Source organism: Thainema salinarum CENA647 (assembly GCF_057732415.1).
Genome location: NZ_JBYJZJ010000022.1, coordinates 1,541,466 through 1,565,547 on the forward strand (window position 1 = coordinate 1,541,466; position 24,082 = coordinate 1,565,547).

18 protein-coding genes are annotated in these 24,082 nt (G+C 51.2%); 10 read left to right on the forward strand and 8 right to left on the reverse strand.

The features are described 5' to 3' along the window. Positions 1–25: 25 nt before the first annotated feature. Positions 26–2,278: a photosystem I core protein PsaA gene (psaA, locus tag AC286M_RS13620; RefSeq protein WP_488204905.1), complete on the reverse strand. Its 2,253-nt coding sequence runs from the start codon at positions 2,276–2,278 to the stop codon at positions 26–28. Between the two features lie 873 nt (positions 2,279–3,151). On the opposite strand from psaA, the gene AC286M_RS13625 reads away from it, so the two are divergent. Further along, a complete protein-coding gene (locus AC286M_RS13625; RefSeq protein ID WP_488204906.1) occupies positions 3,152–5,104 on the forward strand; it encodes a hypothetical protein in 1,953 nt (650 codons plus the stop codon). A 15-nt stretch (positions 5,105–5,119) separates the two neighbouring features. Next, positions 5,120–5,539, forward strand: a complete 420-nt coding sequence (locus AC286M_RS13630) for a thioredoxin-like domain-containing protein (RefSeq protein ID WP_488204907.1) — start codon at positions 5,120–5,122, stop codon at positions 5,537–5,539. 63 nt (positions 5,540–5,602) lie between these two features. Here AC286M_RS13630 and AC286M_RS13635 read toward each other — a convergent pair whose 3' ends face one another. Further along, positions 5,603–6,910: an NF041680 family putative transposase gene (locus AC286M_RS13635; RefSeq protein ID WP_488204827.1), complete on the reverse strand. Its 1,308-nt coding sequence runs from the start codon at positions 6,908–6,910 to the stop codon at positions 5,603–5,605. 156 nt (positions 6,911–7,066) lie between these two features. Here AC286M_RS13635 and AC286M_RS13640 point away from each other — a divergent pair, with 156 nt between their 5' ends. Continuing rightward, the gene (locus AC286M_RS13640) at positions 7,067–8,170 is read left to right on the forward strand and encodes an NHL repeat-containing protein (protein ID WP_488204908.1); all 1,104 of its coding nucleotides are present in this window, start codon (positions 7,067–7,069) and stop codon (positions 8,168–8,170) included. Between the two features lie 72 nt (positions 8,171–8,242). Here the strand turns inward: AC286M_RS13640 and AC286M_RS13645 are convergent, their stop codons facing one another. After that, on the reverse strand, positions 8,243–9,028 hold the full coding sequence (locus AC286M_RS13645) for a circadian clock KaiB family protein (RefSeq protein ID WP_488204909.1): 786 nt from the start codon (positions 9,026–9,028) through the stop codon (positions 8,243–8,245). Positions 9,029–9,043: 15 nt separating this feature from the next. Beyond that, positions 9,044–10,555 (reverse strand): type IV pilus twitching motility protein PilT, encoded by a 1,512-nt coding sequence (locus AC286M_RS13650; protein ID WP_488204910.1) that lies wholly within the window; start codon positions 10,553–10,555, stop codon positions 9,044–9,046. A gap of 872 nt (positions 10,556–11,427) precedes the next feature. Here AC286M_RS13650 and AC286M_RS13655 point away from each other — a divergent pair. Then, positions 11,428–11,571, forward strand: coding sequence for a hypothetical protein (locus tag AC286M_RS13655; protein WP_488204911.1), 144 nt, complete (start codon positions 11,428–11,430; stop codon positions 11,569–11,571). A gap of 359 nt (positions 11,572–11,930) precedes the next feature. Here the strand turns inward: AC286M_RS13655 and AC286M_RS13660 are convergent, their stop codons facing one another. After that, positions 11,931–12,164 carry a hypothetical protein gene (locus tag AC286M_RS13660; RefSeq protein ID WP_488204912.1) on the reverse strand — a complete coding sequence of 78 codons (234 nt, stop codon included), beginning with the start codon at positions 12,162–12,164 and terminating at the stop codon, positions 11,931–11,933. Positions 12,165–12,402: 238 nt separating this feature from the next. On the opposite strand from AC286M_RS13660, the gene AC286M_RS13665 reads away from it, so the two are divergent. From AC286M_RS13665 to AC286M_RS13680, 4 genes are all read left to right on the forward strand, one after another. After that, positions 12,403–13,212, forward strand: coding sequence for a hypothetical protein (locus AC286M_RS13665; RefSeq protein ID WP_488204913.1), 810 nt, complete (start codon positions 12,403–12,405; stop codon positions 13,210–13,212). A gap of 187 nt (positions 13,213–13,399) precedes the next feature. Then, on the forward strand, positions 13,400–13,939 hold the full coding sequence (locus AC286M_RS13670; protein ID WP_488204914.1) for a hypothetical protein: 540 nt from the start codon (positions 13,400–13,402) through the stop codon (positions 13,937–13,939). A gap of 188 nt (positions 13,940–14,127) precedes the next feature. Next, positions 14,128–14,721, forward strand: a complete 594-nt coding sequence (locus tag AC286M_RS13675) for a 5-formyltetrahydrofolate cyclo-ligase (protein WP_488204915.1) — start codon at positions 14,128–14,130, stop codon at positions 14,719–14,721. Positions 14,722–14,951: 230 nt separating this feature from the next. Beyond that, on the forward strand, positions 14,952–15,149 hold the full coding sequence (locus AC286M_RS13680) for a DUF751 family protein (RefSeq protein WP_488204916.1): 198 nt from the start codon (positions 14,952–14,954) through the stop codon (positions 15,147–15,149). Here AC286M_RS13680 and AC286M_RS13685 read toward each other — a convergent pair. Continuing rightward, on the reverse strand, positions 15,141–19,340 hold the full coding sequence (locus AC286M_RS13685; RefSeq protein ID WP_488204917.1) for a chemotaxis protein CheB: 4,200 nt from the start codon (positions 19,338–19,340) through the stop codon (positions 15,141–15,143). The two genes, AC286M_RS13680 and AC286M_RS13685, sit on opposite strands and share 9 nt — an antisense overlap. Before the next feature lie 476 nt (positions 19,341–19,816). Between AC286M_RS13685 and rbfA the strand changes: the two genes are divergently transcribed. Further along, on the forward strand, positions 19,817–20,236 hold the full coding sequence (gene rbfA, locus AC286M_RS13690) for a 30S ribosome-binding factor RbfA (RefSeq protein WP_488204918.1): 420 nt from the start codon (positions 19,817–19,819) through the stop codon (positions 20,234–20,236). A 252-nt stretch (positions 20,237–20,488) separates the two neighbouring features. Continuing rightward, on the forward strand, positions 20,489–22,198 hold the full coding sequence (locus AC286M_RS13695) for a glycoside hydrolase family 3 N-terminal domain-containing protein (RefSeq protein WP_488204919.1): 1,710 nt from the start codon (positions 20,489–20,491) through the stop codon (positions 22,196–22,198). Positions 22,199–22,350: 152 nt separating this feature from the next. Here the strand turns inward: AC286M_RS13695 and AC286M_RS13700 are convergent, their stop codons facing one another. Both AC286M_RS13700 and rlmB read right to left on the reverse strand, forming a co-directional pair. After that, positions 22,351–22,626, reverse strand: a complete 276-nt coding sequence (locus AC286M_RS13700) for a DUF1816 domain-containing protein (RefSeq protein ID WP_488204920.1) — start codon at positions 22,624–22,626, stop codon at positions 22,351–22,353. Between the two features lie 87 nt (positions 22,627–22,713). Beyond that, positions 22,714–23,820, reverse strand: coding sequence for a 23S rRNA (guanosine(2251)-2'-O)-methyltransferase RlmB (rlmB, locus tag AC286M_RS13705; RefSeq protein ID WP_488204921.1), 1,107 nt, complete (start codon positions 23,818–23,820; stop codon positions 22,714–22,716). Between the last annotated feature and the right edge of the window lie 262 nt (positions 23,821–24,082).

Here is a 24,082-nt window from a genome sequence, read left to right on the forward strand (position 1 = left end):
AAGTCGTTATCAATCCTCCTCGCCCTTATCCTACTGCAATTATCCGAGCCAGGAAGAACGCCCATGTAGTGACGATTCCTCCTAGGAGGTAATGTGCAACTCCAACTGCCCGACCCTGAATGATGCTCAGAGCACGAGGTTGAATAGCAGGAGCTACTTTGAGCTTGTTGTGAGCCCAAACGATGGACTCGATTAGCTCTTGCCAATAGCCGCGACCACTAAACAAGAACATCAAGCTGAATGCCCAAACGAAGTGTGCGCCTAAGAACAGCAGACCGTAAGCAGACAGAGCGGAACCGTAGGATCCAATCACCTGCGTTGCCTGTGCCCACAGGAAGTCACGCAACCAACCGTTAATGGTGATAGCACTTTGAGCAAAGTTACCACCCGTGATATGTGAAACCGTACCGTCGGGTGAAACCGTTCCCCATACGTCAGACTGCATCTTCCAACTGAAGTGGAAAATTACGATAGACAAGGAGTTGTACATCCAGAACAGACCGAGGAATACGTGGTCCCAACCAGAAACCTGGCAGGTGCCGCCCCGACCAGGGCCATCGCAAGGGAAGCGGAAGCCCAAGTTTGCCTTATCTGGGATCAGGCGAGAGCTGCGAGCGAACAGAACGCCCTTCAGCAGAATCAGAACAGTAACGTGAATGGTAAACGCATGGATGTGGTGCACCAAGAAGTCTGCCGTGCCTAAGGCAATCGGCATCATGGCAACCTTGCCACCCACAGCAACCACATCACCACCAAATGCAAAGCTCGCCGGGGAGATCGCATTGGGAGCTGTGTTACCGGGTGCTAGGGTGTGCAGATTCTGCACCCACTGAGCAAAAACAGGCTGAAGCTGAATCGCCGTATCCGAGAACATGTCCTGGGGACGACCCAAAGCCCGCATGGTGTCATTGTGAACGTATAGACCAAAGCTATGGAAGCCGAGGAAGATACAAACCCAATTCAGGTGGGAAATAATGGCATCCCGATGACGGATCATCCGATCCAGCAGGTTGTTGACATTATTGGCTGGATCATAATCCCGCACCATGAAGATGGCTCCGTGAGCGCCAGCGCCCACAATCAAGAAACCACCGATCCACATGTGGTGGGTAAACAGCGAAAGTTGTGTTGGATAATCAGTCGCCAAATAGGGATAAGGCGGCATGGCATACATATGCTGAGCAACAATGATGCTCAGAGAACCTAGCATCGCCAAGTTAATAGCGAGTTGAGCATGCCAAGAGGTGGTCAGAATTTCATACAGACCTTTATGACCTTCACCTGTGAAGGGACCTCGGTGATTTTCCAGGATCGTCTTCATGCTGTGACCGATGCCCCAGTTGGTGCGATACATGTGGCCTGCCACGATAAACAGAACCGCGATCGCAAGGTGATGGTGCGCCGTGTCAGACAGCCAGAGACCGCCCGTAACCGGATTGAGTCCACCCTTAAAGGTGAGGAAATCTGCATATTCAGCCCAGTTCAGCGTGAAGAAGGGAGTCAGGCCCTTCGCGAAGCTGGGATAGAGCTCTACCATTAAGCTCTTATCCAAGATGAATTCGTGTGGCAGCGGAATGTCTTTAGGTGCAACCCCAGAATCCAAGAGCTTATTAATTGGCAGAGAAACGTGAATCTGGTGACCTGCCCAGCCTAAGGAGCCTAGACCCAACAAGCCAGCCAAGTGGTGGTTCATCATGGACTCAACATTCTGGAACCATTCCAGTTTGGGAGCCCGTTTGTGATAGTGGAACCAACCGGCAAACAGCATCAAGCCAGCCATTACTAGACCGCCTATTGCGGTGCAGTACAACTGGAACTCGTTGGTGATACCAGAAGCACGCCAGAGCTGGAAGAAACCAGAGGTAATTTGAATACCCTGGAATCCACCGCCGACATCAGCATTCAAAATATCTTGACCGACGATGTCCCAAACAACCTGAGCACTGGGCTTGATGTTGATGGGGTCGCTGAGCCAAGCTTCATAGTTTGAAAACTTAGCGCCGTGGAAATACATGCCACTCAGCCAAATAAAGATAATGGCGAGATGACCAAAGTGAGCGCTAAAAATCTTACGAGAGATATCTTCTAAGTCGCTGGTATGACTATCGAAATCATGCGCGAGAGCGTGAAGGTTCCAAATCCAAGTTGTGGTTTTTGGACCTCGCGATAAGGTGCGGTCGAAGTGGCCGGGTTTTGCCCACTTCTCAAAGGAAGTAGGAACCGGGTCGTTGTCGACCACTACCCTTACCTTCTCCCGCTCCTGTGGAGTAGTTGTCATGGAGACTCTCCTCTCTAGACAAGGAACGAGACGACGTCTCACCCCAAGAGCATTTGACCTGATCAATGCGTGGAGAGCTTAGCAGTGTTTCCACCCCTCTCTCCAGCGCAAAAGCTGAGTACATCCTTACGAAAACCTTATAGATAAGTTTTGTAAGTCGTTTGTAAGACAAAGTTATGTCATTTAGTTATTCCAACCGTTCGAGTAGTCCAAGAAGTTGAACTCTACAAACAGAAGTCGCTTGGGGTGTTCTCTCGAGCATTATAGACTTGCGTTTGAAACCGCTTTGATGCGCGTTAACAATAATTCAAGTTGGGAAAGGCTTGATCTGACTGGGATTGGCTTATTGGGTCTGTGCAAAAGTCAAGTTTTTTACCGCATTTTTTACAAAACGAAATGACTTTTAGGTGAGATAGCTATTTGGCTCAACTCCAGATCAGCCCTAGGCGAGATCCCCTATCTGTAGCTGCTTTGGGCGATCACGCAGCTCGATAATTGCGATCGCAACTTTCCCTGACAAACTGCAACAAGCTGTCATTGAGTCTCACATTTCGGGTATCGGCTTATTAAATCTGACGCTTCGCATAGAGAAATATAGAGAACAAATTGGGATCACTATTCCAAACGCTTATAGACGGATTCACAGATAGAAATCAAAAGCAAGCTGCTTACCTTAAACGAGCAATCTGTCAATTAAATTGCAATTTATTGAAATCTATTGAAACAATTGATCACGATTTTGCACTGTAGTTCCAGTTGCAGCCAATTGTTGTAAACCTGACATAGATTCTGCCTTTGCCGCATGTCGATCTGAAATCCAGCAGCGTGGGCAGGCTTTCCGCTATAGTCCGAATGGAGCGTTTTAGGACGAATATGACTGGGTTTCGAGCAGGGTTTAAGTGGATCAAGTCGATGGCTGCCGTTAGCCTCAGTATCATCCTGTGTGTAGTGGGGATTGGCCTAACAGGATGTGGCAACCGCGATCGCACTGTGGATGTCAGCCAGGTCGCGCAGGGCAAACAAGCTCAAGCCACCATCACCAAGCGGCTTTACGAGGTTGCTCCGCCCCAAGCCATCCAAGATTTGGGCCAGCTACTCACCGCTTATCAGCCGCAGGTAAAAATCCTCAGTCCCCAGCCCAATCAGGTTTTGCAGTCTACCGAAGTGTCCGTCAGGCTCCAGGTGCGCGATTTACCCCTATTCAAAAACGAAACTTTTGAAATGGGGCCACACCTGCACGTCATTCTGGATAACCAGCCCTATCAAGCGGTTTACGACACAAGCAAACCGCTGGTCTTTTCTGACCTAGAACCCGGTACCCATACCCTGCGCGTCTTTGCCTCCCGTCCCTGGCACGAAAGCTTCAAAAATGACGGAGCCTACGACCAGGTTACGTTCCATCTCTTTAGTCCCACGCTGGACAACTCACCCACAGTCGGCATGCCTCAGCTCACCTATAGCCGCCCCAAGGGCAGCTACGGCGCGGAGCCAATCATGCTGGACTTTTATCTAAAAGACGCACCGCTGCACTTTGTGGCACGGCAAGATAGCGAAGATGACATCAAAGATTGGCGCATCCGCTGCACGATTAATGGTGAAAGCTTTTTGTTTGATCAGTGGCAGCCCGTTTACTTGAAAGGCTTCAAAACAGGCCAAAACTGGCTGAAGCTGGAGCTGCTGGATGAGGATGGCAACTTAATCAGCAACGCCTTTAACTCGACGATTCGATTAATCGACTATCAGCCTGGCGGTGAAGACACGCTCTCCAAGCTAGTGCGGGACGAACTGACTGCGGCTGATGTACAGGGTATTGTTGACCCCAATTACCTGCCGCCTGAACCCGAATCTGAAATCGAACCCGAAGTTGAGCCAGAAGTTGAGCCGATAACGCCTGTACCAACCGAGCCGCCTGTAGAATCCCCTGTTTTGGAAGAACAGCCTACAGTCAACGAATTCGACGACTTTGCCGAACCCACCGAAGATGAAGAAATCCCTGATGAGGAAGAGCCTGAATTGGCGATTCCAGAAACTCTCCCTGCCAGCCCAGAAGAGTCCAGCGACGAATTGAACATCAAGCTACCTACGGTAGACGAGCGTCAGACAGAACCATCCGAAGCTCCATTCAAGGCAGTTGAACCGGAATCTGCACCCGTTCTAGAAACCGATCAAGACACTGATCAGGTTGATAAACAGCCCGAAATCTTGGAGCCAGAGCTGATTCCCCAGCCAAGTGAAACGACACTGGATCAGCTCAAAGGAACGTCTACCGATTCAGCAGGTGTTACCAAAGATGAACCAGAACCAGAACCGATTGAAATCACTAAACCCACTCCCAAAGCCGTGATCAACGACGTTCCAGGGCTCATCGATGAAATTGATGCGGTAGATGAAGACGATGCAGGAGAAGCGGAGGATGCGATCGCACCTCCTCCCTCCTCAACAGAACAACCGACTGAACCCGAGCCATCTGAAACCGTTGAAGAAATCATGTCTCCCACGATTGAGGAACCGGATGGGACTATCCCAACCGTTCAGCCCTCGAGAACACCGGGGTCGCCCATGCCTCAAGCGGCGAAAGACGACATTTTCAACCAATCTCGTCAGCGTTTGGGTCGATTCTTTGAGCGGTTCCGTCAGCCAGATGCGGAGGACAAGAACGTGCCGCCCACGCTGCCGGAAATTATCGACGAACCCAGTCTCAAATCTTTGGAGCGCGATTTGAAGCTGGATAACGAGCCGCAGTTCAATCCCCTGCCAATTGAACCCGACCAGCCGTTTTCACCGTCCACTCCAGCCTCGCCCGATCAATCGACGCTGACCGAGTAGGACGACTGAACAACCATGCCGCCTCGCGTCCGAGCACCCCAGTTTCCCCGCGATCTCACCTGGCTGAATACGCCCAATTCCCTATCGCTGCGAGATCTGCGGGGAACAATCGTGCTGCTCGATTTTTGGACGTACGGCTGCATCAACTGTTTGCACGTTTTGCCGGATTTGGCGTGGCTAGAGCAAAAATACGCCGATCAACTGGTGGTGATTGGCGTTCATACGCCCAAGTTTGCCCATGAGCAATCTGAAGCCGCCGTTCAGCAGGCTATCCAGCGCTACGACATCCAGCATCCCGTGATCAACGACTGCGATTGCACTCTGTGGAATCAATACGCGGTCAGGGCGTGGCCAACGCTGGTAGTGATTGATCCAAATGGCTACATTGCGCTTCAGGTTTCGGGTGAGGGCCATCTTGACTGGAGTTTAGACTAAGGCCAAATTGCACCACCTGTGACAGTGGCGCATGTTTGGAGTAACAGGAGCCGAATGGCGGGGTTAAGGGACAGATGTGGCTTGTTTTTTAGAGCGTTTTCCTCGTTTTCGGATGGTGGGGCAGTAGGGTTTGGGGGGTCGAGGGGTGCCAGTCGGCCAGCCCGGTGATTTTCCTCGGGGTTTGGGAAGTGCAGTCGGTGTGCCCAACTGAGCGAAAAGTGGAGCGATGGAATCAGCCACTCGTCCAGGAGTCAGAGCGGCTTGAGGTTTTTGCCAGGGCAAGGGTTGGTCTTGGACGAGATCACGCGCTAACCATAACTGCCAGGTGGCTAAGGGCATCAAGTCACTCCAGCGTTCCGCCGCTTTGGGGTCTGCCAGTTTCGGCAAGAGCCAATGCAGTCGCTGCTTGATGAAGCGGTACCAGTGGTCGATAGCAAAGCGTTGCAGATAGCGTTGCCAGAGGGTGTCTAAGGGCGGTGGACTCTCGCCAACCCACACCAACCAGAGGGGGCGAGCGGGGCGAGGGTGTCCGGTGGCATCAAGGCGTTGCACCTGAATCAGCCGCATGGGATGAGCAGCGGCTTGCCGAAAATGCAACTGGTGCCAACAGCGCACCCGCACTGTCCCCAACTTGGGATGCTCGAGAATTGCTGTCTCATCGGCTGACCACCAGGTGTCGGGGTCATTGAGTTTGAATTTGTCGCCGTGGACTTTGGGACGTCCTCGTCCACTGTAGGGCGGCGGTGCTCCCCAGAGGTTCAAGTTAGAGCGCAGACGCATGAGTTTATCGGCGGCAATATCAGCGGTTTCCAGCACGAAGCGAGCACAGCCATACTCACTGTCCCAGAGCGTCAAGGGACGACAGGATAACTCTTTACACACTTGCCGCAGTTGAAATGCAGCTTTGCTTAATGGGCTCTCCCAACTGGTAATTCGCTCATGCCGCAAAGGCAAGGCCCAACTGCCTGACTCGGGTGGAATCCAGGCCAACGTACTGTAGCCTTGACCGACGGTAATCGGCCCCCCTCCTCCCACACCCTGAGCCTGATGTTCATACGTCCGTTCGGGTAAGCACTTCGCGTCTGGACGGGGCCATGCCGTATGGTCGCCAGCCAACACCACTGGCTCCTCCTGGGGCAGTTGCTCCAGGTACAGCTGCATCAGTCGGCGGCGCTGCGGTCGGCTGTCATGTACAGCGCTATAGATACTCGGCCATTGGCGACGAAAGAATGGGGAGCGCGAGAGCTCGACAAAGCTGGGCGCTTGCCGTGTCGTCAACACCGCGTCAATGAGTTCAAAGGTCGCATCATGCGCTCGTCCCAAATACTGATGGGCGCGCTGGCGGAATCCGTACAGGCTATCGTAGGGCATAGTAGTCGCTGAGGTGAGTGGTATTGTCTCAGCTTCTGCTATAACGCGGTTCGTGCCTAGCACGACCGCGATTTTCTTTCGCTCTTTAGTCTAAACTCCAGTCTTGAGCAAATCAATACTGTGATTGCCGCACTGCTAGGGCAGGAGCCTGAGTCTATGCCAGTACTGGCAGCAGCGCTGCCTCAGAAAACTCCGCCCAGTCATTTACCTACAAAGGGGCAGAACCTGGAGTTATCCTTTCCCGGAGGGATTCGGGTAGATGAGCTGTGCGATCGCATGTTCATCGCCGACACGGGTCATCATCAAGTTGCGATCGCAACCCTGGACGGCAACCTGCAAGCAGTTGTTGGAACAGGTCAATCCGGCTGGCAAGATGGCGATTTTGCAACGGCTCAGTTCAACATGCCGCAAGGATTAACGTTCGATGCCGTCCAGCAGCGGTTGTACGTGGCCGATACGGGCAATCATCTGATTCGCTGCATTGATCTAGAGCAGGAGCAGGTTCATACCCTGGCGGGCACAGGTCGCCAAAGCCGCGTGATTTACCCTCATGGCGGTCGAGCGACCGAAGTTGATCTCAATTCGCCTTGGGGATTGGCGCTGGTTTATCCCCATCTCTACATGGCGATGGCCGGATCGCACCAAATTTGGGTCTTGAATCTTGAGACAAGCCAGGTTAGTACTCTAATCGGTACAGGAGCCGAAGCCTGCGTGGATGGTTCACCTGCGATCGCAGCTTTTGCTCAGCCCAGTGGGTTATGCATCGATCAATGTACCGATGTCTGCACCGATCGCCCTAATCTTTACGTCGCTGACTGCGAATCCAGTTCGATCCGGCAAGTTGATTTAGCAACAACCAGCGTTCAAACCCTCTGTGGCTCCGGCGGACTCTTCGACTTTGGTGATCGGGACGGTGTTGGTGATCAGGCGCGGCTCCAGCACTGCTTAGGCGTCTGCGCGATTGACAATACGCTGTGGATTGCAGACACCTACAACCATGTCATCAAGCAGTTGAACCTCAATACGCGGAAATGTGTCACCCGCTGGGGAACGGGACAGCCAGGGTATCGAGATGGGAATGGGATGTGCGATCGCAACTCTCCACAAAACTCCCCACAAAACTGCTCACAGCCAGCCCTATTCAACGAGCCCACCGTCCTCAGCGCCACGTCAACTCACCTGTACGTTGCCGACACCAACAATCACGCCATCCGCCGCATCAATTTGTCAAACAATCACGTTTCGACTCTGATTTTGTAGATTAGGTTGAGCTTAGCAACGCGAAACCCAGCAACTGTAGAGGCTGTTGAATCTCATAGGTTTAACGCCAACTTACAAGGAAGACGAATTCTCAGACGACGACAAAATTTGCAAGATTTTCTGCATGTCGTCCAAATCCCCAACAATGCGTCTAGCGGGTGGCGGCCATACCTTCAACAGCGTTGGAGTCGCCGCAATATGGTCTGCTTCCACCTGTTCGGGATGCTGATGCACGTCAATTACTTTGAGCGTGTAGGGCTGATTTAGGAACTGCTCCAGTGACTGATGTAAATTTTTCAGAATGCGTTCGGTTGCGCCGCTGCGTCCAGAAACAAACAGGCGTAGCACATATCCAGGACGAGCATTTGGTAAAGGATTGGCCGGAGACCAAGCCAAAGACGGAGTAGGTTGATCGGTTGCCGATATGGCAAAGGATAGGTCACAGCGCAAAATTAGCTCATGATTTTCCCAGAGCTGGGGAAACTGCTGCTGATAGGTTTGAATGACAACCGGATTGCAGGTTTCAGGCAGATCATGAATCACCTGCCACGGCAAATCGTCGTCTCCAAAGATGACATTGAGCAGCGCTCGATGACGCGCCACCAGCGGATACAGCTCAGCGTAGGTTTGCACCGCTTGAGTCTTGCTGTCAAACCATCGATCCACCGTGGCTGTATAGCCAGGTACCAGAAAATGAGGTGGCTCTGGCAGATTCAACACATCCTGCAACACGGCGCAAAGCTGCATATGCCAGCGTTTTTGCTTGTCAGGATCGACACAATAAACTAAATCTCCCCCAGGCGTAAATAGGGCAATGCCCTTAAAAAGCTGGGGGAGAGGAGTGACAGAATGATTCACAGCAAGAAAAGGTTTCTAGACGCGACCTCGTAGCATCTGAGCCATCTCGTTTTGTTTGGGAGCCATCTCCAAAGCTGTTTCTTCAGTGATGCGACCCGCTTCATACAAGGCGTAGAGAGATTGATTCATAGAGCACATGCCGTCAAACGTACACTTCGGAATGATGGCTTCTACTTCGTCAATCTGACCTCGCAGAATGTAATCCTTAATGGCGTCAGTATTAATTAGGATGTCATGGAATGCCGCTCGCTTGCCATCCGTAGTCCGACACAAACCTTGAGCAATGACAGCAACTAACGATTCTGCGATCGCAACTCGAATGGGAGCCTGCTGCTCCGGCTCATACAGGTTTAGGATACGCTCAATCGTCTTAACCGCGCTGTTGGTGTGTAGCGTTCCCATGACCATGTGGCCGGTCTGGGCTGCCTTCAAAGCGGTATTTACCGTTTCCTTATCCCGCATTTCACCCACTAGGATGATATCGGGATCTTCCCGCAGCGATGCCTTCAGCGCATTGTCAAACTTGAGCGTGTGCATACCGACTTCCCGCTGTTTGATCAGAGATTTGCGGCTGGTATGCACAAATTCCACCGGGTCTTCAATCGTCACAATATGCTTTGGCATATTGGTGTTGATGTAGTCGATCATCGCCGCCATCGTAGTAGACTTACCAGAACCCGTTGGCCCGGTTACGAGTACTAAGCCCTTGTGATAGTGGCAAATATCGCGAAAGACACTCGGCAAATTCAACTCTTCCATCGTCATGATTTTGACGGGAATCAGTCGCAGAACCATCGCTGGCCCCCGCAGGGTATCGAATACGTTAATCCGGATCCGGGTGAAGTCAAACTGAGCGGCCCCGTCAAAGTCCAGCGTTTTTTCAAACTGCTGAATATCTTCTGGCTTCATGATTTCGTTCAGCCAGCTCATGAAGGTTTTGCGATCGGTAACGGGCCATTCGGTCGGATCGATTTCGCCTCGATTTCGGAAACGCGGCACTTCATTCACGCCCAGGTGAACGTCAGAATAGCCTTCATCAAACGCTTTTTTAACAATTTGCTCTAGCGTCGGTTGGCCATTGGAGCGCACAGACATGGTCGGCGGTGCAGGGGCGCGATTTGGAACAGCCGGAGCCGCAGCCGGACGGGCTGACTGCGCTGGCGCTGTTTGAGCTGCAGGTGCGGGCTGTGGCGGAGGAGGTGCAGCGGGTGCAGCGGTTTTGACTTGAGTTTGCTCGGGCTGGGCAGCTCGGGCCTGTGTCGCTTGAGCGGCTGCTCGCGTTTGGGCTTGTTGAGCTTGAGCCGCTCGCATTTGGGCTGCTCTCGCAGCCTGCACAGCTTGAGCAGAAGGTTGAGGTGCTTGTCCACTGGGGCGAGCTTGAGTTGGTTGTCCGCTAGGCGGTGGCGTGGCCGGACGAACTCGATTCATAGGCGGTTGTCCACTACCTGCCCCCATTGGCATAGCAGCGGTTTCATCTTCACCCGGAGGGCTAAACGGATTAGGAATGGCAGGACGAGATTCTGTCATAGCTTTTGAACCGAATTTCTTGCGTAGGACGTTGCATTAGGAGAAATCATGAAGGGGATACTGTTGCTGAGCTAGCGTCCGTTGCACCCGTTATCAGGCAGCAAGGAGTTAATCCCCTACTCTACTGGCTAGTCTGCCCAAGTTGCGATCGCGACTAACGGAAATCAGACAAAATCGCCCCAAACACCGGCTTTATGTCCATTTGGGATAGCTCATTTAAGGTCAACTAATGTATGAGGCTTGGCTATCTTCATCACTCTTGTTTGAAATGGTTTCTTTCAACAAAGATAATTGGTAGTGGTATTCAGGTAATGATTTTTGGGTGTTTGGGCGGTGCCCACGCATCCAAAAATCATTGACTTTTGAGGACTACCAGATAATTTAGTTGAAAATTCGAAACAAACCGTAAAGAGTTTCGTAGAGATAAATAACGACCTATTTGAAATTCGATCTTCAACTCGTAAGATAAAGGTAAGGCAGTATAGATGGAGTTTGAGGCTGATCCAAAGCCCACCAGAAGGGTTTACATCAGAGCATCTTGCTCTACACAAATGGAGCTCAAAATTCACAACATCGCTTCATTTGTGCAAGCTCACAAACTGAGCAAAATAGTCGTAAGCTTTGCCATTTATAAATACTGACGCATCTGTATATATTTGGCACTGTTCTGGTCTATTTTCTTCAGCCTCCAATTGTCTTGCTACTGTCGGTACAAGTTAAAAACAAATTGCCTTCATCAAATCACTGGATTTACCACCAAGCTCTATCGCATTGATCCGACTTTTCTAGATATCTGCATTAGTAGATCCGTTGTTTGATTCTGAGGCTACAACGTCATACTTAAAGCGAGGGAAATCATGAAAGTTTTAGGCATGGTTAACGACGTTATTCAGTATTTGTCCGAAGCAATTGCTCGCATCTTTGGCCCACGCGATGATGCTTATCCTGAAACGGGCGTACAGCCGTTCAGCGGCGATATCCCTCTAGCCAATAATGAAGAAGCTGAACAGTATTAGATTCTGAATTTTATTCATTGGAGGGGTGGGTTTGACTCATGAATCCAAACTTATTGCCCGAAGCCAATGATTAAATTCAGTAGTCAAGCTTGGGAACGTGGATTGAATCAGGTGAAATCTTTGGGATAAAAACGCGGCAATGCCGTGTCCCTACGGATGAAACAATTTACAGGCTATTTGATCCACAATCCTTGGAAATTAGCTTGGCAGCAAAACACGCTTAAACATCCATTAAATGACTTAGACTCAATGACTCAAAAGGCTAGGAAATAGCATTTCCTAGCCTTTTGTAAATTATTTCTGAAATTGCTCTGAAATTGCCGATTCGTGAGCAGCATTAAATCGTATTAATTTCAGCCCTATTTGAACCGCATAAAACGACAAAACCATTCGAACAAATTGAGTTCACTACGCATTTGGACTAATTCGAGCTGATGTTGTTGGGCGGTTGTGTGATACCAGTGGCAGTGTTGCCGAAAAGCGTCTCGATACTCAACTTCTTGACGAAACTCGTGGGCAATCTGATTCAGTTCTAAAACGGATTCAACTTCAGAGGTGGTGGGATTGAGCTGATTCAATTCGTCATTAAACATACTGACGCGCTCTGAGAATATCGCTGTTCTTTAGATTGTACCGACTCGATTGTACTGACTGCCGAGAAGCGGAAGAGTGACGATTCTGACATCTTTGGGGCATAACACGGCTTTCAGCGTCGCAGGACAACTTTGTAAACCGTTCTGTAAACCGTTCATTGAGTTTGTTTAGAGTTTGTGCGATCGCAGATTTAGATCAGCGCTATCCTTATGTGAAATATTTGTGGGGAGTGTGACCATGATGAACTGTTTGATCAAGCTCAAGCCTAGAACCATTGGGCATTTGACTGTCGTTCTCACGTTTTTGATCATTGCAGGCTGCGGATCATCATCCAACCCAACCGACGATTCGGCCAGCGAAGTCAAAACCGATACCGAAACGGTGGCTGAAAGCAGTTCTGACTCGGATATGATTAGCGATTCAGGTTCACTTGAGGATAAAGCCGTAGCCGAATCACCCAGCCCGAAGGCGACGACTCCATCCTCACCCGCCAGTGCAGAACTCGTCAAAAACACCCAGGCAGAAGCCCGTCTCGCCCAGCTTGAAACGGGTCGCTATGATCCGTTTTCGGGAGTTGTTGCTCGCCGTCAGCCTGCCCCTGCCGCCCCACAGCCTGCTCCTGCAGCTCCGAGCGCGTTACCCACTGCACCCACCGGGCAGCCTTCGGCTCTCCCTCAACCAGCGGCTACACAGCCATCACCAATTCCCGTTGTCGCAACTAGTCCCATTAATCCGGCTCAAGCGGCATCTGGTACGCTGCCCAGCGTACTCATCCCATCTCAGCCAACTCCAGTTGAGGCGACACCCATTGCCAGCCGGATTGAAATCAGCGGCGTCGTTCAGGTCGATAATCGAACAGTTGTGATCGTGTCCGTTCCCAATGAAGCAACCAGCCGCTATGTCGGCGAAGGCGAAATGCTGGCCAATGGTCAAGTCAGAGTGAAACGAATTGAAGCTGCTCCAAATCAAGAACCACTCGTTATCTTGGAACAAGATGGGCAAGAGTTTTCGCGCACCGTCGGCAGTTCGTCCAATAACCTTTCCTAGCGATAGACCAATCTAGTCTCGGCTACGACTTGGCTACTGATTACCGACTGACTATCGACCTCGTTAGAAACCTCATCTACCCATCTACTCGTCCACCCAGCCACCCATCTACGATTCTCACCTTCAGCCTGGCCAGTATTAGCGCTTCCAATGCCAATCATGCGCCTGATGATCTCTTTAAGTTCGTATGACCTACCATTCTCCATCACCGGATTCCAATCCATTGCCGTCCGCTAAAGGTGAGCGGTTAGCGGTTCCCGCTGGCTCGTTTACATTGGCGGGTACCTATCCCTGCCCTGTGTGCCGACATGGTCAAATTCAAACGCTGACTCTCATGGATGCGTTTGCCTGCGACTTTTGCCGACATATTTTTACGCCCAACCTAGCGGAGCAGACGATTCAAGTAGTCGATAGCTCTCAGCCCATGAGCTGGCGCTGGATGGGAAGGCGCTGGCGACCCGTTTATCAGGATGACTTCAATCTCACGTTTGTGATCTGGAGTATTGGCATTGCTCTGGTGGTGCTGCCACCTGGATTGGTTTGGATGTCGTCCCATACTTTTCCACCGCTGGAGGGCAGTCGATGGAGCTGGTTCCCGTCGGTGTGGGTTGGGGTTACGTTGATTACCCATCTCCTGCTAGTAGGTTGGTTGCTGGTGGAACACTATCAGTTTCCGTTTTATGTGGCGACGAAGGTGCGGCTGCGGCAGTGGTTGGGAGCGCGTTGAGGGGGGATAGGTGTTGGGTTTTAGGTTTTAGGTGTTGGGTTTTAGGTTTTAGGTGTTGGGTTTTAGGTGAATAGGTGACAGGTGGGTGGTTGATGGGTGACGGTTGGTTAGGAGGTGGGTGATGGTGGATAGTGGGATAGTGGGTTAGTGATTGTTACGTTGCGAGAAGTTGTGGGAGAGAAGTTAGAGTGACGAGGACACGGCAGGCGGGCAATCGGGTTATTATGCGTTCTGCCAAGATTGAACTGCGACGCAAGTTGTTAAAGGCAAGACAGTCGATTCCGGATGATGTTTGGCGGCAAAAGAGCGATCGCATTTGTGATCACCTGCTCAACTGGTCGGTTTTTCGAGAGGCGCGAGTGGTGCTGGCCTATTCCAGCTTTCGCCATGAACCGGATCTGAGTCCGCTGTTTCCGTTGAAACCGGCTTGGGGTCTGCCCCGATGTGAAGGAAAATCGCTCAACTGGCACCATTGGCATTCTCGGGGTATGCCGCTGCAAGCGGGCAGTTACGGTATTCTTGAACCGCATCCTGAGACGCCGCTGATTCAGGCTAGCGATGTGGATTTAATTTTGGTGCCTGCCGTAGCTTGTGATGTGCAGGGCTATCGTCTGGGCTATGGTGGCGGTTTTTATGATCGGTTTTTGAGTTCGCCCAGTTGGGCCAAGGTGCTGACTATCGGTATTGTGTTTGAGTTTGCTCGGTTGCCGCAGGTGCCGCGTGAAGCGTGGGATAAGCCGCTACAGGGAATCTGTACAGAAAGCGGATTGTTTCTTAAATAGTTTAAATAGTTGGTCGTCTTCAAAAGGTCATGATTTCGGGGTGTGGGCGGTGGATGCCGCGCCACAATAACGTCCTAACCGATATGGCTATCGCTACAAGTAAATGGATCGCATTTTGATATACGGAAAAATATCAATGGTGCTGTCGGAAAAGGAATCTGTCTCCTAGAATGATCAATGATTAAGAAAACATGTTTAGTTCCCTGAGAGCATACTGATCTCAACGCATCATGAACGATTTTTGGCAAAACGTATCCCGCTATCCCCGCTTTCTCGTCACCATTATCTTGGGGATCTTCTTTGCTTTGGCACAGCCGATCATGCCGTTGCTGGAAAAACCAACAACGGCTATTCCCTTGATTGGTCTTCTCGTTGCAGGTTTTGTCTGCTTGTATTTCACGCTGCGGGCAATGTTGGGCTTAGCCTGAAAATAGGCTGGCGATCGCAGATACCAACATTTCAATATCGAATGGTTTAGCAATATGGCGCTGAAATCCGGCTTCTATGAAGCGTTTGGTGTCGCTGGTGGCTGCGTAGCCAGTGAGCGCGATCGCAGGTACATTTCCTCCCTGCTCCGGCGGTAAATCGCGGATCCAGCGAATCAAGGCAAATCCATCTTGATCCGGCAAGCTAATGTCGCTGATCAGCAGGTCGGGCACCTCTTCTGTGAACTTATTCATCGCGTGTCGCACTGAGGTCGCGGTAAAAACCGTCGCATCCTGCATTTGCAGCGTTAGTTGCAGAATCTGTAGGCTGTCCTCATCATCTTCCACGATGAGGATGCGGAGGTCAGAGAAGTCAGGATCAGTCGTGTCGCTGACTGGCAATACGTCAGTTGATTCAACGGATGGAGCTTGAGTCATCGTTAGGGGCAATGTAATCATCAACGTGCTGCCCTGGTCGATTCCAGGGCTGGTAATGGCAACCGTGCCGTGGTGGGCTTCGGTGAAGTATTTTACGATCGCAAGTCCCAGGCCAAGTCCTCCATATCGACGGATATTGGAGCTGTCGGCTTGACGAAAGCGATCGAAAACATAGGGTAAAAATTCCGGATCGATGCCGTCTCCGGTGTCTGTTATGTCAATCTGAGCCTGATTGTTGGTGTAGGTCAGATCGACGCTGATTTGTCCACCGGGAGGCGTAAACTTAATGGCATTAGATAAGCCATTCAAGAACACTTGTTGCATCCGGTCGGGATCGACATTCAGCCGCTGAGGCGAGTCAAACAGCGTTCGATTGATCTGGATATTTTTGGCTTCAGCCATTGGCTGTATGGTATCAATAACCAGATTCAGCAAGTCAGTCAGGTTAACGGCCTGTCGCTGCAGCGAGAGCTTGCCTTGAATAATCGACGAAACCTCCAGCAGATCGCTGATGATCCGGGTTTGGGAGTGGGTACCGCGCTCAATGCTGTTTAGCGCTTGGGTCAGCAGTTCGGGCGTGATCCCCGAGAATGGCTTGCGTTGCAGAATGGTTGTCCAGCCCAAAATGGAATTGAGTGGCGTCCGCAATTCGTGAGATAGCACTGACAAAAACTCATCTTTACTCGCATTCGCCGCTTCGGCTTCGGCCCGAGCAATCTGTTCTTGAACAAGCTGAATACGCTCAGTCTCAGCCTGTTTGCGCTCGGTGATATCTTCAATCGCGAGCAAAATTAGTTGCTCCCCAAAGGGCTGCTCAATTTCGCGGGCGTTGATCAGAATGTATCGAGTACCCAAGCGAACAAAGTCGTGGCTGAACTCAAAATCTTGCAGCAGTTCTGGATAAGCCAGGCAATTCTCTAAGCGCGATCGCAGATCTGTAATATCCCACTGACCACTATCGATATCAAAAAACAGCCGCTCTTCAACTTCAGGTTCTGTTAATTGAAACAGCTCGTAAAAGGCTCGATTGGCCGTTTTGATCCGCAGCTCGCGGGAAAGCACCACCAGCGGCTCCCGCACGGTTTGCACAATACTCTCGGCATACAGACGCGATAGCTCAAGCTGGCGCATGGTGCGCTTAATGTCGTCAATATCGACCAGGGTAATCACCGCCCCGTCGATTTGGTTCTCAGTAGTGCGATAGGGCCGAATCCGCAGCCGATACCAGTGGCCCGCCTGATCCTGCACCTCATGCTCTTGAGTATCCAGCATTTCGATCACTCTGGTAATGCGCGCTTCCAAATCAGGCACATCGACATTCAAGCGAATGTTGTTAATCGGACGGCCAACGTCACTAGGAATCAGATTAAACAAGCTCTCAGCCGCAGGCGTAAAGCGACGAATCCGTAGCTCATTCGACAGCATCACAATTGGAATATTGACATTGATCAGCAAATTTAAGAGATCGTCATTGATCGATCGCGCTTCGACATTGCGGCTCTCTAGCTCTTCATTGGTGGTTTTTAGCTCTTCATTAGCCGCCTGGATTTCTTCTTTGGCCGTTTGCAGCTCTTCGTTCGTGCTCTGGAGTTCTTCGTTACTGGATAAAATCTCTTCATTGGCTGTCGTCAAGCGCTGATTAATCGAGTCCTGCTCCTCAACCGTCGCTTGCAAATAGGCTTGTGTATCCAGCAGCTCCTGTCGAGTTGCCGCCAGTTCCTGCTTCAAGCGCTCAACTTCCGGCCCATTTGCTGGCTGCCCATCCGGCTCAGTCGCGTCACGGTTCTCAGCCGATTGGGGCTGAATCAGAGAACCATTTTCAAAGAGCAGCAAATAGCTAAATTCCTGCGACAGCGGATTGCGAATCGGCGTCACTTCAATGTTGATATAGCGCGGATTGCCTTCAACCTGTAGCCCTTCCCGTCGGGTAATGGTCTTTTGCGTCTTGGTCTGTTCCAGCACAGAGCGCACTTCAACCAGCAGGCTTGGCCTAATCATTTTGAGCAGATTGAAGCTAGGTTCACCGGGCGCAGGCCGAACGTAGAGGCTGGTGTCACCACGAAAATGAATGATCTCTAGCTGCTCATTCACGATCACACAGACGGGTGCATATCGATTCAGCACAATCTGATCCGCTTGACGTTGCACATTCGTGTAGCTGGATGTTTCTTCTACAAAATTCTGGCGCTCAGGCATTCGATTTGGATTCAGAGCCAAATAGTCGCTGGTGACAAAGTCGAAACTCAAGTGGCTGGCAACCGGATTGCGGCTATAGACCCGATGTTTTTTATCCACCACTGAAAATAGCTCGGAGGTTTCGCCTACGCTTTCGGAACTGCCGAGCCAGAGAAAGCCATTGGCGTACAGCGCATAGTGAAAAATCGCCATCACCCGCTTTTGCAGGGCGGGCGTAAAGTAAATCAGTACGTTGCGACAACTGACGAGATCGATATTGGAAAACGGCGGATCGCTGCCCAAGTTTTGGCGGGCAAATACGCACATCTCACGCACGGCTTTGCTGATTTGATATCGGCCTTCGTTGCGGGTGAAAAAGCGGCTGCGGCGTTCGGATGAAACTCCTGCCATCTGATTTTCGGAGTAGATGCCTTGGCGAGCAATATTAATTGCCTCTTCACTGACATCCGTACCGAAAACTTGAATTGAAAGGTTGGCATCCTGAGCAGACAAGCACTCTAGCAGACAAATCAGTAGCGAATAGCATTCTTCGCCCGTGGTGCAACCCGTTACCCAGATGCGAATTGACGCATTTGGCGCTTTTTGCTCAATTAATGTTGGGAAGACGGATTCCTTTAAGAAGGCGAATGAGTCGGGATCGCGAAAAAAGCTGGTCACAGTGATGAGTACGTCATGATAAAGGGCTTTGACTTCTGATAAATCATTCCGCAGATAATCAACGTACTCTTCAACAGAATTGAGCTGATGGAGCACCATGCGTCGGCGCAGTCGCCGCTCGAAGGTGGTGCGTTTGTACTGCGTGAAGTCTACCCCAGTGGTGGCTCGCAGCAAATTATAGATGACGGACAGTGAATTTTGTTGCAGAGGTCGGTTTTCTGGCTCTTGTTGAGGCAAATTTTGATCCGGTTCAGTATCAGATGGGTTCGTTTGCGATCGCAACGGATGATTCAGGTAGGGATGCTGGGCAATATCGGCCAGCGTTTGAGCAATTTCAGCGGGTGCCAAGATGAAATCAACAAAGCCCGTTGCCACCGCACTATTCGGCATACCACTGTGTTGAGCCGTACGCCGGGTTTGAGCAAAGGTAATGCCGCCCACCGTCTTAATACATTTCAGTCCTTCGGCTCCATCGGAATCTAGCCCGGAGAGTACAACCCCGATTGCTCGATGACCATACTCATCCGCTAGGCACTGAAAGAACAGGTTAATCGGCATAAACGGTCGTTGTGCCGAATCTCTCGGAGCTAGCTTGAGTTGATCATTTGAAATAGTCATCCGCTTGTCTGGCGGAATCACATAAACATGATTCGGCTGCACCGTCAAGTTATCAGTAACTTGCTCGACTGGCATCTCCGTTACCCGTGCCAGAATTTCGCTCAGCATACTGGGAGTATCTGGTTTAAGATGCTGAATCAGCACGAACACCATGCCGGAGTCGGTCGGCAATTCCCGAAGCAAGTCGGTATACGCTTCTAAGCCACCCGCAGAGGCTCCAATTCCGACGATTGGGAAGGTGCTGCTGGGGCTTGGTTGGGTAGTGGTTGGAGATTGTTCAGACATGATTGTCAGTCCGGGCGTGGGCTAAATCGGGGGATTAGAGCAGAGACTCCGTTGATGGGCGATAGGTGAGATAAATCAGTAAGTGCAACTGGGTGCAAGAGGTGCGATCTCGCATTCACTCGCGAAAAAGAGGTTAGGGGAGGGCGGGCTCTTGCCCGCCCTCCCCTAACCTCTTTTCGGATTGCTATCAAAATAATGGCTTGACAACGATTTGAGAGAATTTTATGTCAGCAATCCAATTGCCGTAACTAACTTAAGTAAGGTTGATATCCGCTCATAAATCTCACTTCAGCCTCAAACTAGCGGTAAACCCTAAAATCCAAAGGATTCCACTGCGATCGCAATTTATTCGCTAGCCCATCTCAAGTGTTGCGTAATGTTGCGCTACCCCTGTCATATTCGCCAGAACCTTTAATCTATCGGAGCGATTTAGAATAGTCTGGGAGAACGCTAACGATTGTTTTGAGGAAAGAAGTATGGCGACTAATCGTCGAGTCGCTCGTGTAGCCGAACAGGTCAAACGAGAAGTGAGCCAAATGTTGATCTCTGGCATCAAAGATGACCGAGTCGGTTCTGGCATGGTCAGCGTTACACGGGTTGATATGTCGGGCGATTTGCAACATGCCAAGATTTTTGTCAGCATCTACGGAACCGCTGAGGCCAAGTCGGAAACAATGGCCGGACTAGAGGCCGCCACCGGGCATGTGCGCCATGAACTCGGCCAGCGGATGCGCCTGCGCCGCACTCCGGAAGTCCGCTTCGTGGAAGATCGGGCCTTGGAAGAAGGCACCCAGGTAATTGACCTGCTGAATCAAATCAGCCGCCAACGGGAAGCCAGCGCATCCAATGACGAGGATTTCGAAGATGATTTTGCCACTGACGATTCTGAAGAGTAATTACAGATAGCTTGGGTTGAGCAGCGCGAAACTCAGCGTTTTCAGGTCTTGTAAAATTCACTCACCTGAATCCAATTTACAAATTGCACGATCCCCCTAAATCCCCCTTAAAAAGGGGGAACTTTGAGCAGGTTCCCCCCTTAAAAAGGGGGGCTAGGGGGGATCTTACAGAGCATAGAACCCAGTAAGTACGTGGGCATTGCCGCCCAATGCAAGACTTAAAAATACAGCAACCAAGGGAGCAAGCAGCCATTGATCGCGAGTAGTACCGTTAACCCATCGCTCCCCGAAGTGGAGTCCTTGTCATTAGCTGAACAAGTGGCTCAAATGGTCGTCGTGCGTACCACAGGCCATTTATTCGACCATCAGCGGCAATATCCCCACATTGAAGCCAATGCCGCTCAGCTCAGCAAATGGCTAGGAGATCTCGGCGTAGGCGGCGTCATTCTACTCGGCGGCAGTGCAGGCGAAGTGGGTCTACGCACCCAGCTGCTCCAGTCACAGGCATCGATCCCCTTACTAATCGCTGCCGATATCGAAGAAGGCGTGGGGCAACGCTTTGCTGGGGCAACTTGGTTTCCACCACCGATGGCGCTCAGTACGATCGCAGATCAAAACTTGCCCCAAGCCCTCCAGCTTGCCGAGCAAATGGGCAGCATCATCGCCCGTGAAGCTCTGGCCATTGGCCTCAACTGGATTCTGGCTCCGGTCGTGGACGTAAACAATAATCCGGCTAATCCGGTGATCAACGTGCGCTCCTTTGCCGCTGATCCCGAAATCGTCAGCCAGCTTGCCACGGCCTTTATTCGCGGTGCCCAGCAGCAGCCCGTGCTGACCACGGCCAAGCACTTTCCGGGACATGGCGACACCGCCACGGATTCGCACCTAGAGCTACCCGTTATTCCCCACGATCTTCAGCGGCTCGATCAGATTGAACTGCCGCCGTTCCGATCTGCGATCGCAGCCGGAGTCGATGCAGTGATGACCGCACATTTGAACTTACCGCAGCTCGATCCCACCTATCCCGCCACACTCTCACCTGCCATCCTGACCGGAATGCTGCGACAGGAGATGGGCTTCAACGGCCTGATTGTCACCGATGCTCTGATGATGGGTGCGATCGCAAATCGCTATGGCGATGGCGAGGCCGCTGTTCTCGCAGTCGAGGCGGGCACCGATATCCTCTTGATGCCCACTGACCCAGAAGCGGCTATTCATGCCGTCTGTGATGCCGTAGCAGACGGTCGCCTGACACGGGAGCGGATTCGCTATTCCGTGGAACGGATATGGCGAGCCAAGCATAAGGTGGGATCAGCCCTCACAACTGATGCCCCCTCACGCCACGCCTGGGAGCATTTGCCACCACCACCGATCCGGCTGGATCAAGTCGCTCAACCCGATGCGCTGGCCTGTGCGACTGCAATTTCGCAGCAGTCAATGCAATATTCACAGCGAGATCAGGCGTTACCAATTACCATCGATCCCAACGTCACGAATCGCCGGAATGTGATCTTGGTTGATCAGGTGCTGGACTGTCCGTTTTTGAGTCGTACCGCACCTGCGATCGCATATCCCCGCAGCTTAGGCTATGCAACTAAGCTGATCAGCACTCAGGATGCTGACAGCGCCGCCCTTCCAGCAACGCAGGTGCAAAACAGCTATGCTGAGCCGACACTATTGCAAATCTTTATTCGCGGCAATCCGTTTCGCGGCAGTGCAGCGCCCACACAGATCGCCCAAGACTGGCTGCAAGCGCTGGTACAGGCCGAAAACCTACAGGCGCTCTTGATCTACGGCAGTCCCTACGCAATGGATTCCTTGCTCCCGCAGCTACCAGACGAGATCCCCTACGTCTTTTGCTATGGGCAAATGCCCAGCGCTCAGCGGGTTGCGTTGACCCAGCTATTCGGCCAGGTCGCAATCGATCGGTTGGAAAACTGCGATCGCACCTTCACCACCTGATACTGCTCATCCAGTAACAACCGTAGGAACGAATGGCCATCAACAACAAACGGTAGGGGCGAATGGCCATTCGCCCCCACGTAAGCGGATACATCCTGACAGACCCGACCAGCTCTTCAGCAGCTTAGTTTTGGTCTGACAGCAATTGAATCCTACGACTGCCCGCTGAACACAGGTCGAGGATTAATCCCTAAAAAATCCGTACGCTCATCGTAAATGGTGTATTCCGTTGGCTTAGCGCGCATGACCTCTTGGCTGACAATAATCGCATTCTCACCCTTCAGGTCTTCGATGAAGCCAAACTGCTCAGCTTCTGCCTCAGATTTGCTGTCGTAAGGCCCAAAGTAGTAGGTGCATTCGGGATCATCCGTCACTACCTTGATCCACCAATCCAAGCCAATGCCAAGCGACTCTAATACGTTTGTCAATAAATTCTTCATAACTATTTGCCAGCTACGTCCTTGTGATTACTCCAGCGTATGAACGAGAACGAACACAGGTCTTTAGTGCAGCTCTCACGATTCAGGTTCAAATTTCGTTATACTCTGTTGCATTTTTTTTTGCAAAGACTTTAGGTCGAGTGTTTTTATCCATCTTTGGCGATAAATCTCGTACAGTGCCATGCCTGCCGCAACGGAAGCGTTCAAACTGGGAGTGTGCCCCTGGAGGGGAACAGAAACCAAAACGTCACAGCGCTTCTGAATCGACAGTCCTAAACCCTCTCCTTCAGAACCAATAACTAATACAGTCGGTTGAGAAAATTCTGCTTCGTATACGGGCTGACTACCAGTTGATTCAGCTCCGTAAATCCAAAATCCACTTTCCTTTAAATTCTCTAAGGCTCGCCCCAGATTGACAACCCTTGCGACCGGAAAATTTTCTAAAGCACCCGCCGCAACTTTGACCACTGTAGACGTGATCCCCACGGCTCGGCGCTGCGGGATCACGATCCCATTTGCTCCCAGCGCTTCAGCCGTTCGAATAATTGCACCTAAGTTATGCGGATCTGTAATACCGTCAGCGGCCACAATGACAGGACGTTCTGACTTATTGAACGCCTGCTGAATCAAATCATCCAGTTCTGTATAGTGATGCGGCGAAATTTGAGCCACGATCCCCTGATGATTTGCCCCTTGAGTCATCTGACCCAGCCGCTGATGATCAACTTCATCAACAACCGTGCCGCTGGCCTTGGCCTCATTCAGCAAACTGTGAAACTGAGGATCGTAGCGCAGTTTGGTCTGCACCCAGATTCGGTTGATGTTGCGATCGCTCTCCAGAGCCGCTAAGACGGGATGACGACCATAGATCAAATCATAATTTTCATCCTGCCTTGAGTCATCGAATGACCGCTCAGAGCGAAATCGCTGAGGTTGATAATCCCGGTTTCGATCGCCTTGATCACGGGATCGAGAGGGCTGAGCACGGTACTTGTCCCCCCGATTATCACGATTCTCTGACCTACGCGGTTCGGATCGGCGGGTATCAGACTTGCGCGGCGATTCGCTCCGAGATGATGAGCTGCGTGATGATGAGCTGCGTGATGACGATGAATTCCGCTTCGGCTTCGGCGTATTTTTCCGGGGATAGCGGGAGCCGTTTCCTGATTTCTGATCTGCCATGTCAAACCCTGCCTCTCGGCCCATAATTGGCCAATAATCGAACTGAAGATTTTAAAGAGAAATGAACTTGAACTAAACCTGAGCTTATTTCTACTTATATATCTACTTTTTATATGTCTACTTGTTATACGTCTACTTACTTAATCTCTGCTTATTGATCTAAATGCTCTAAATGCAAGAACCTGCACACACATCACAATCTTATTAACAACCTATTAATGATTGGCCTAATCAACCTATAACTTCTGACCCAATTGGCCTC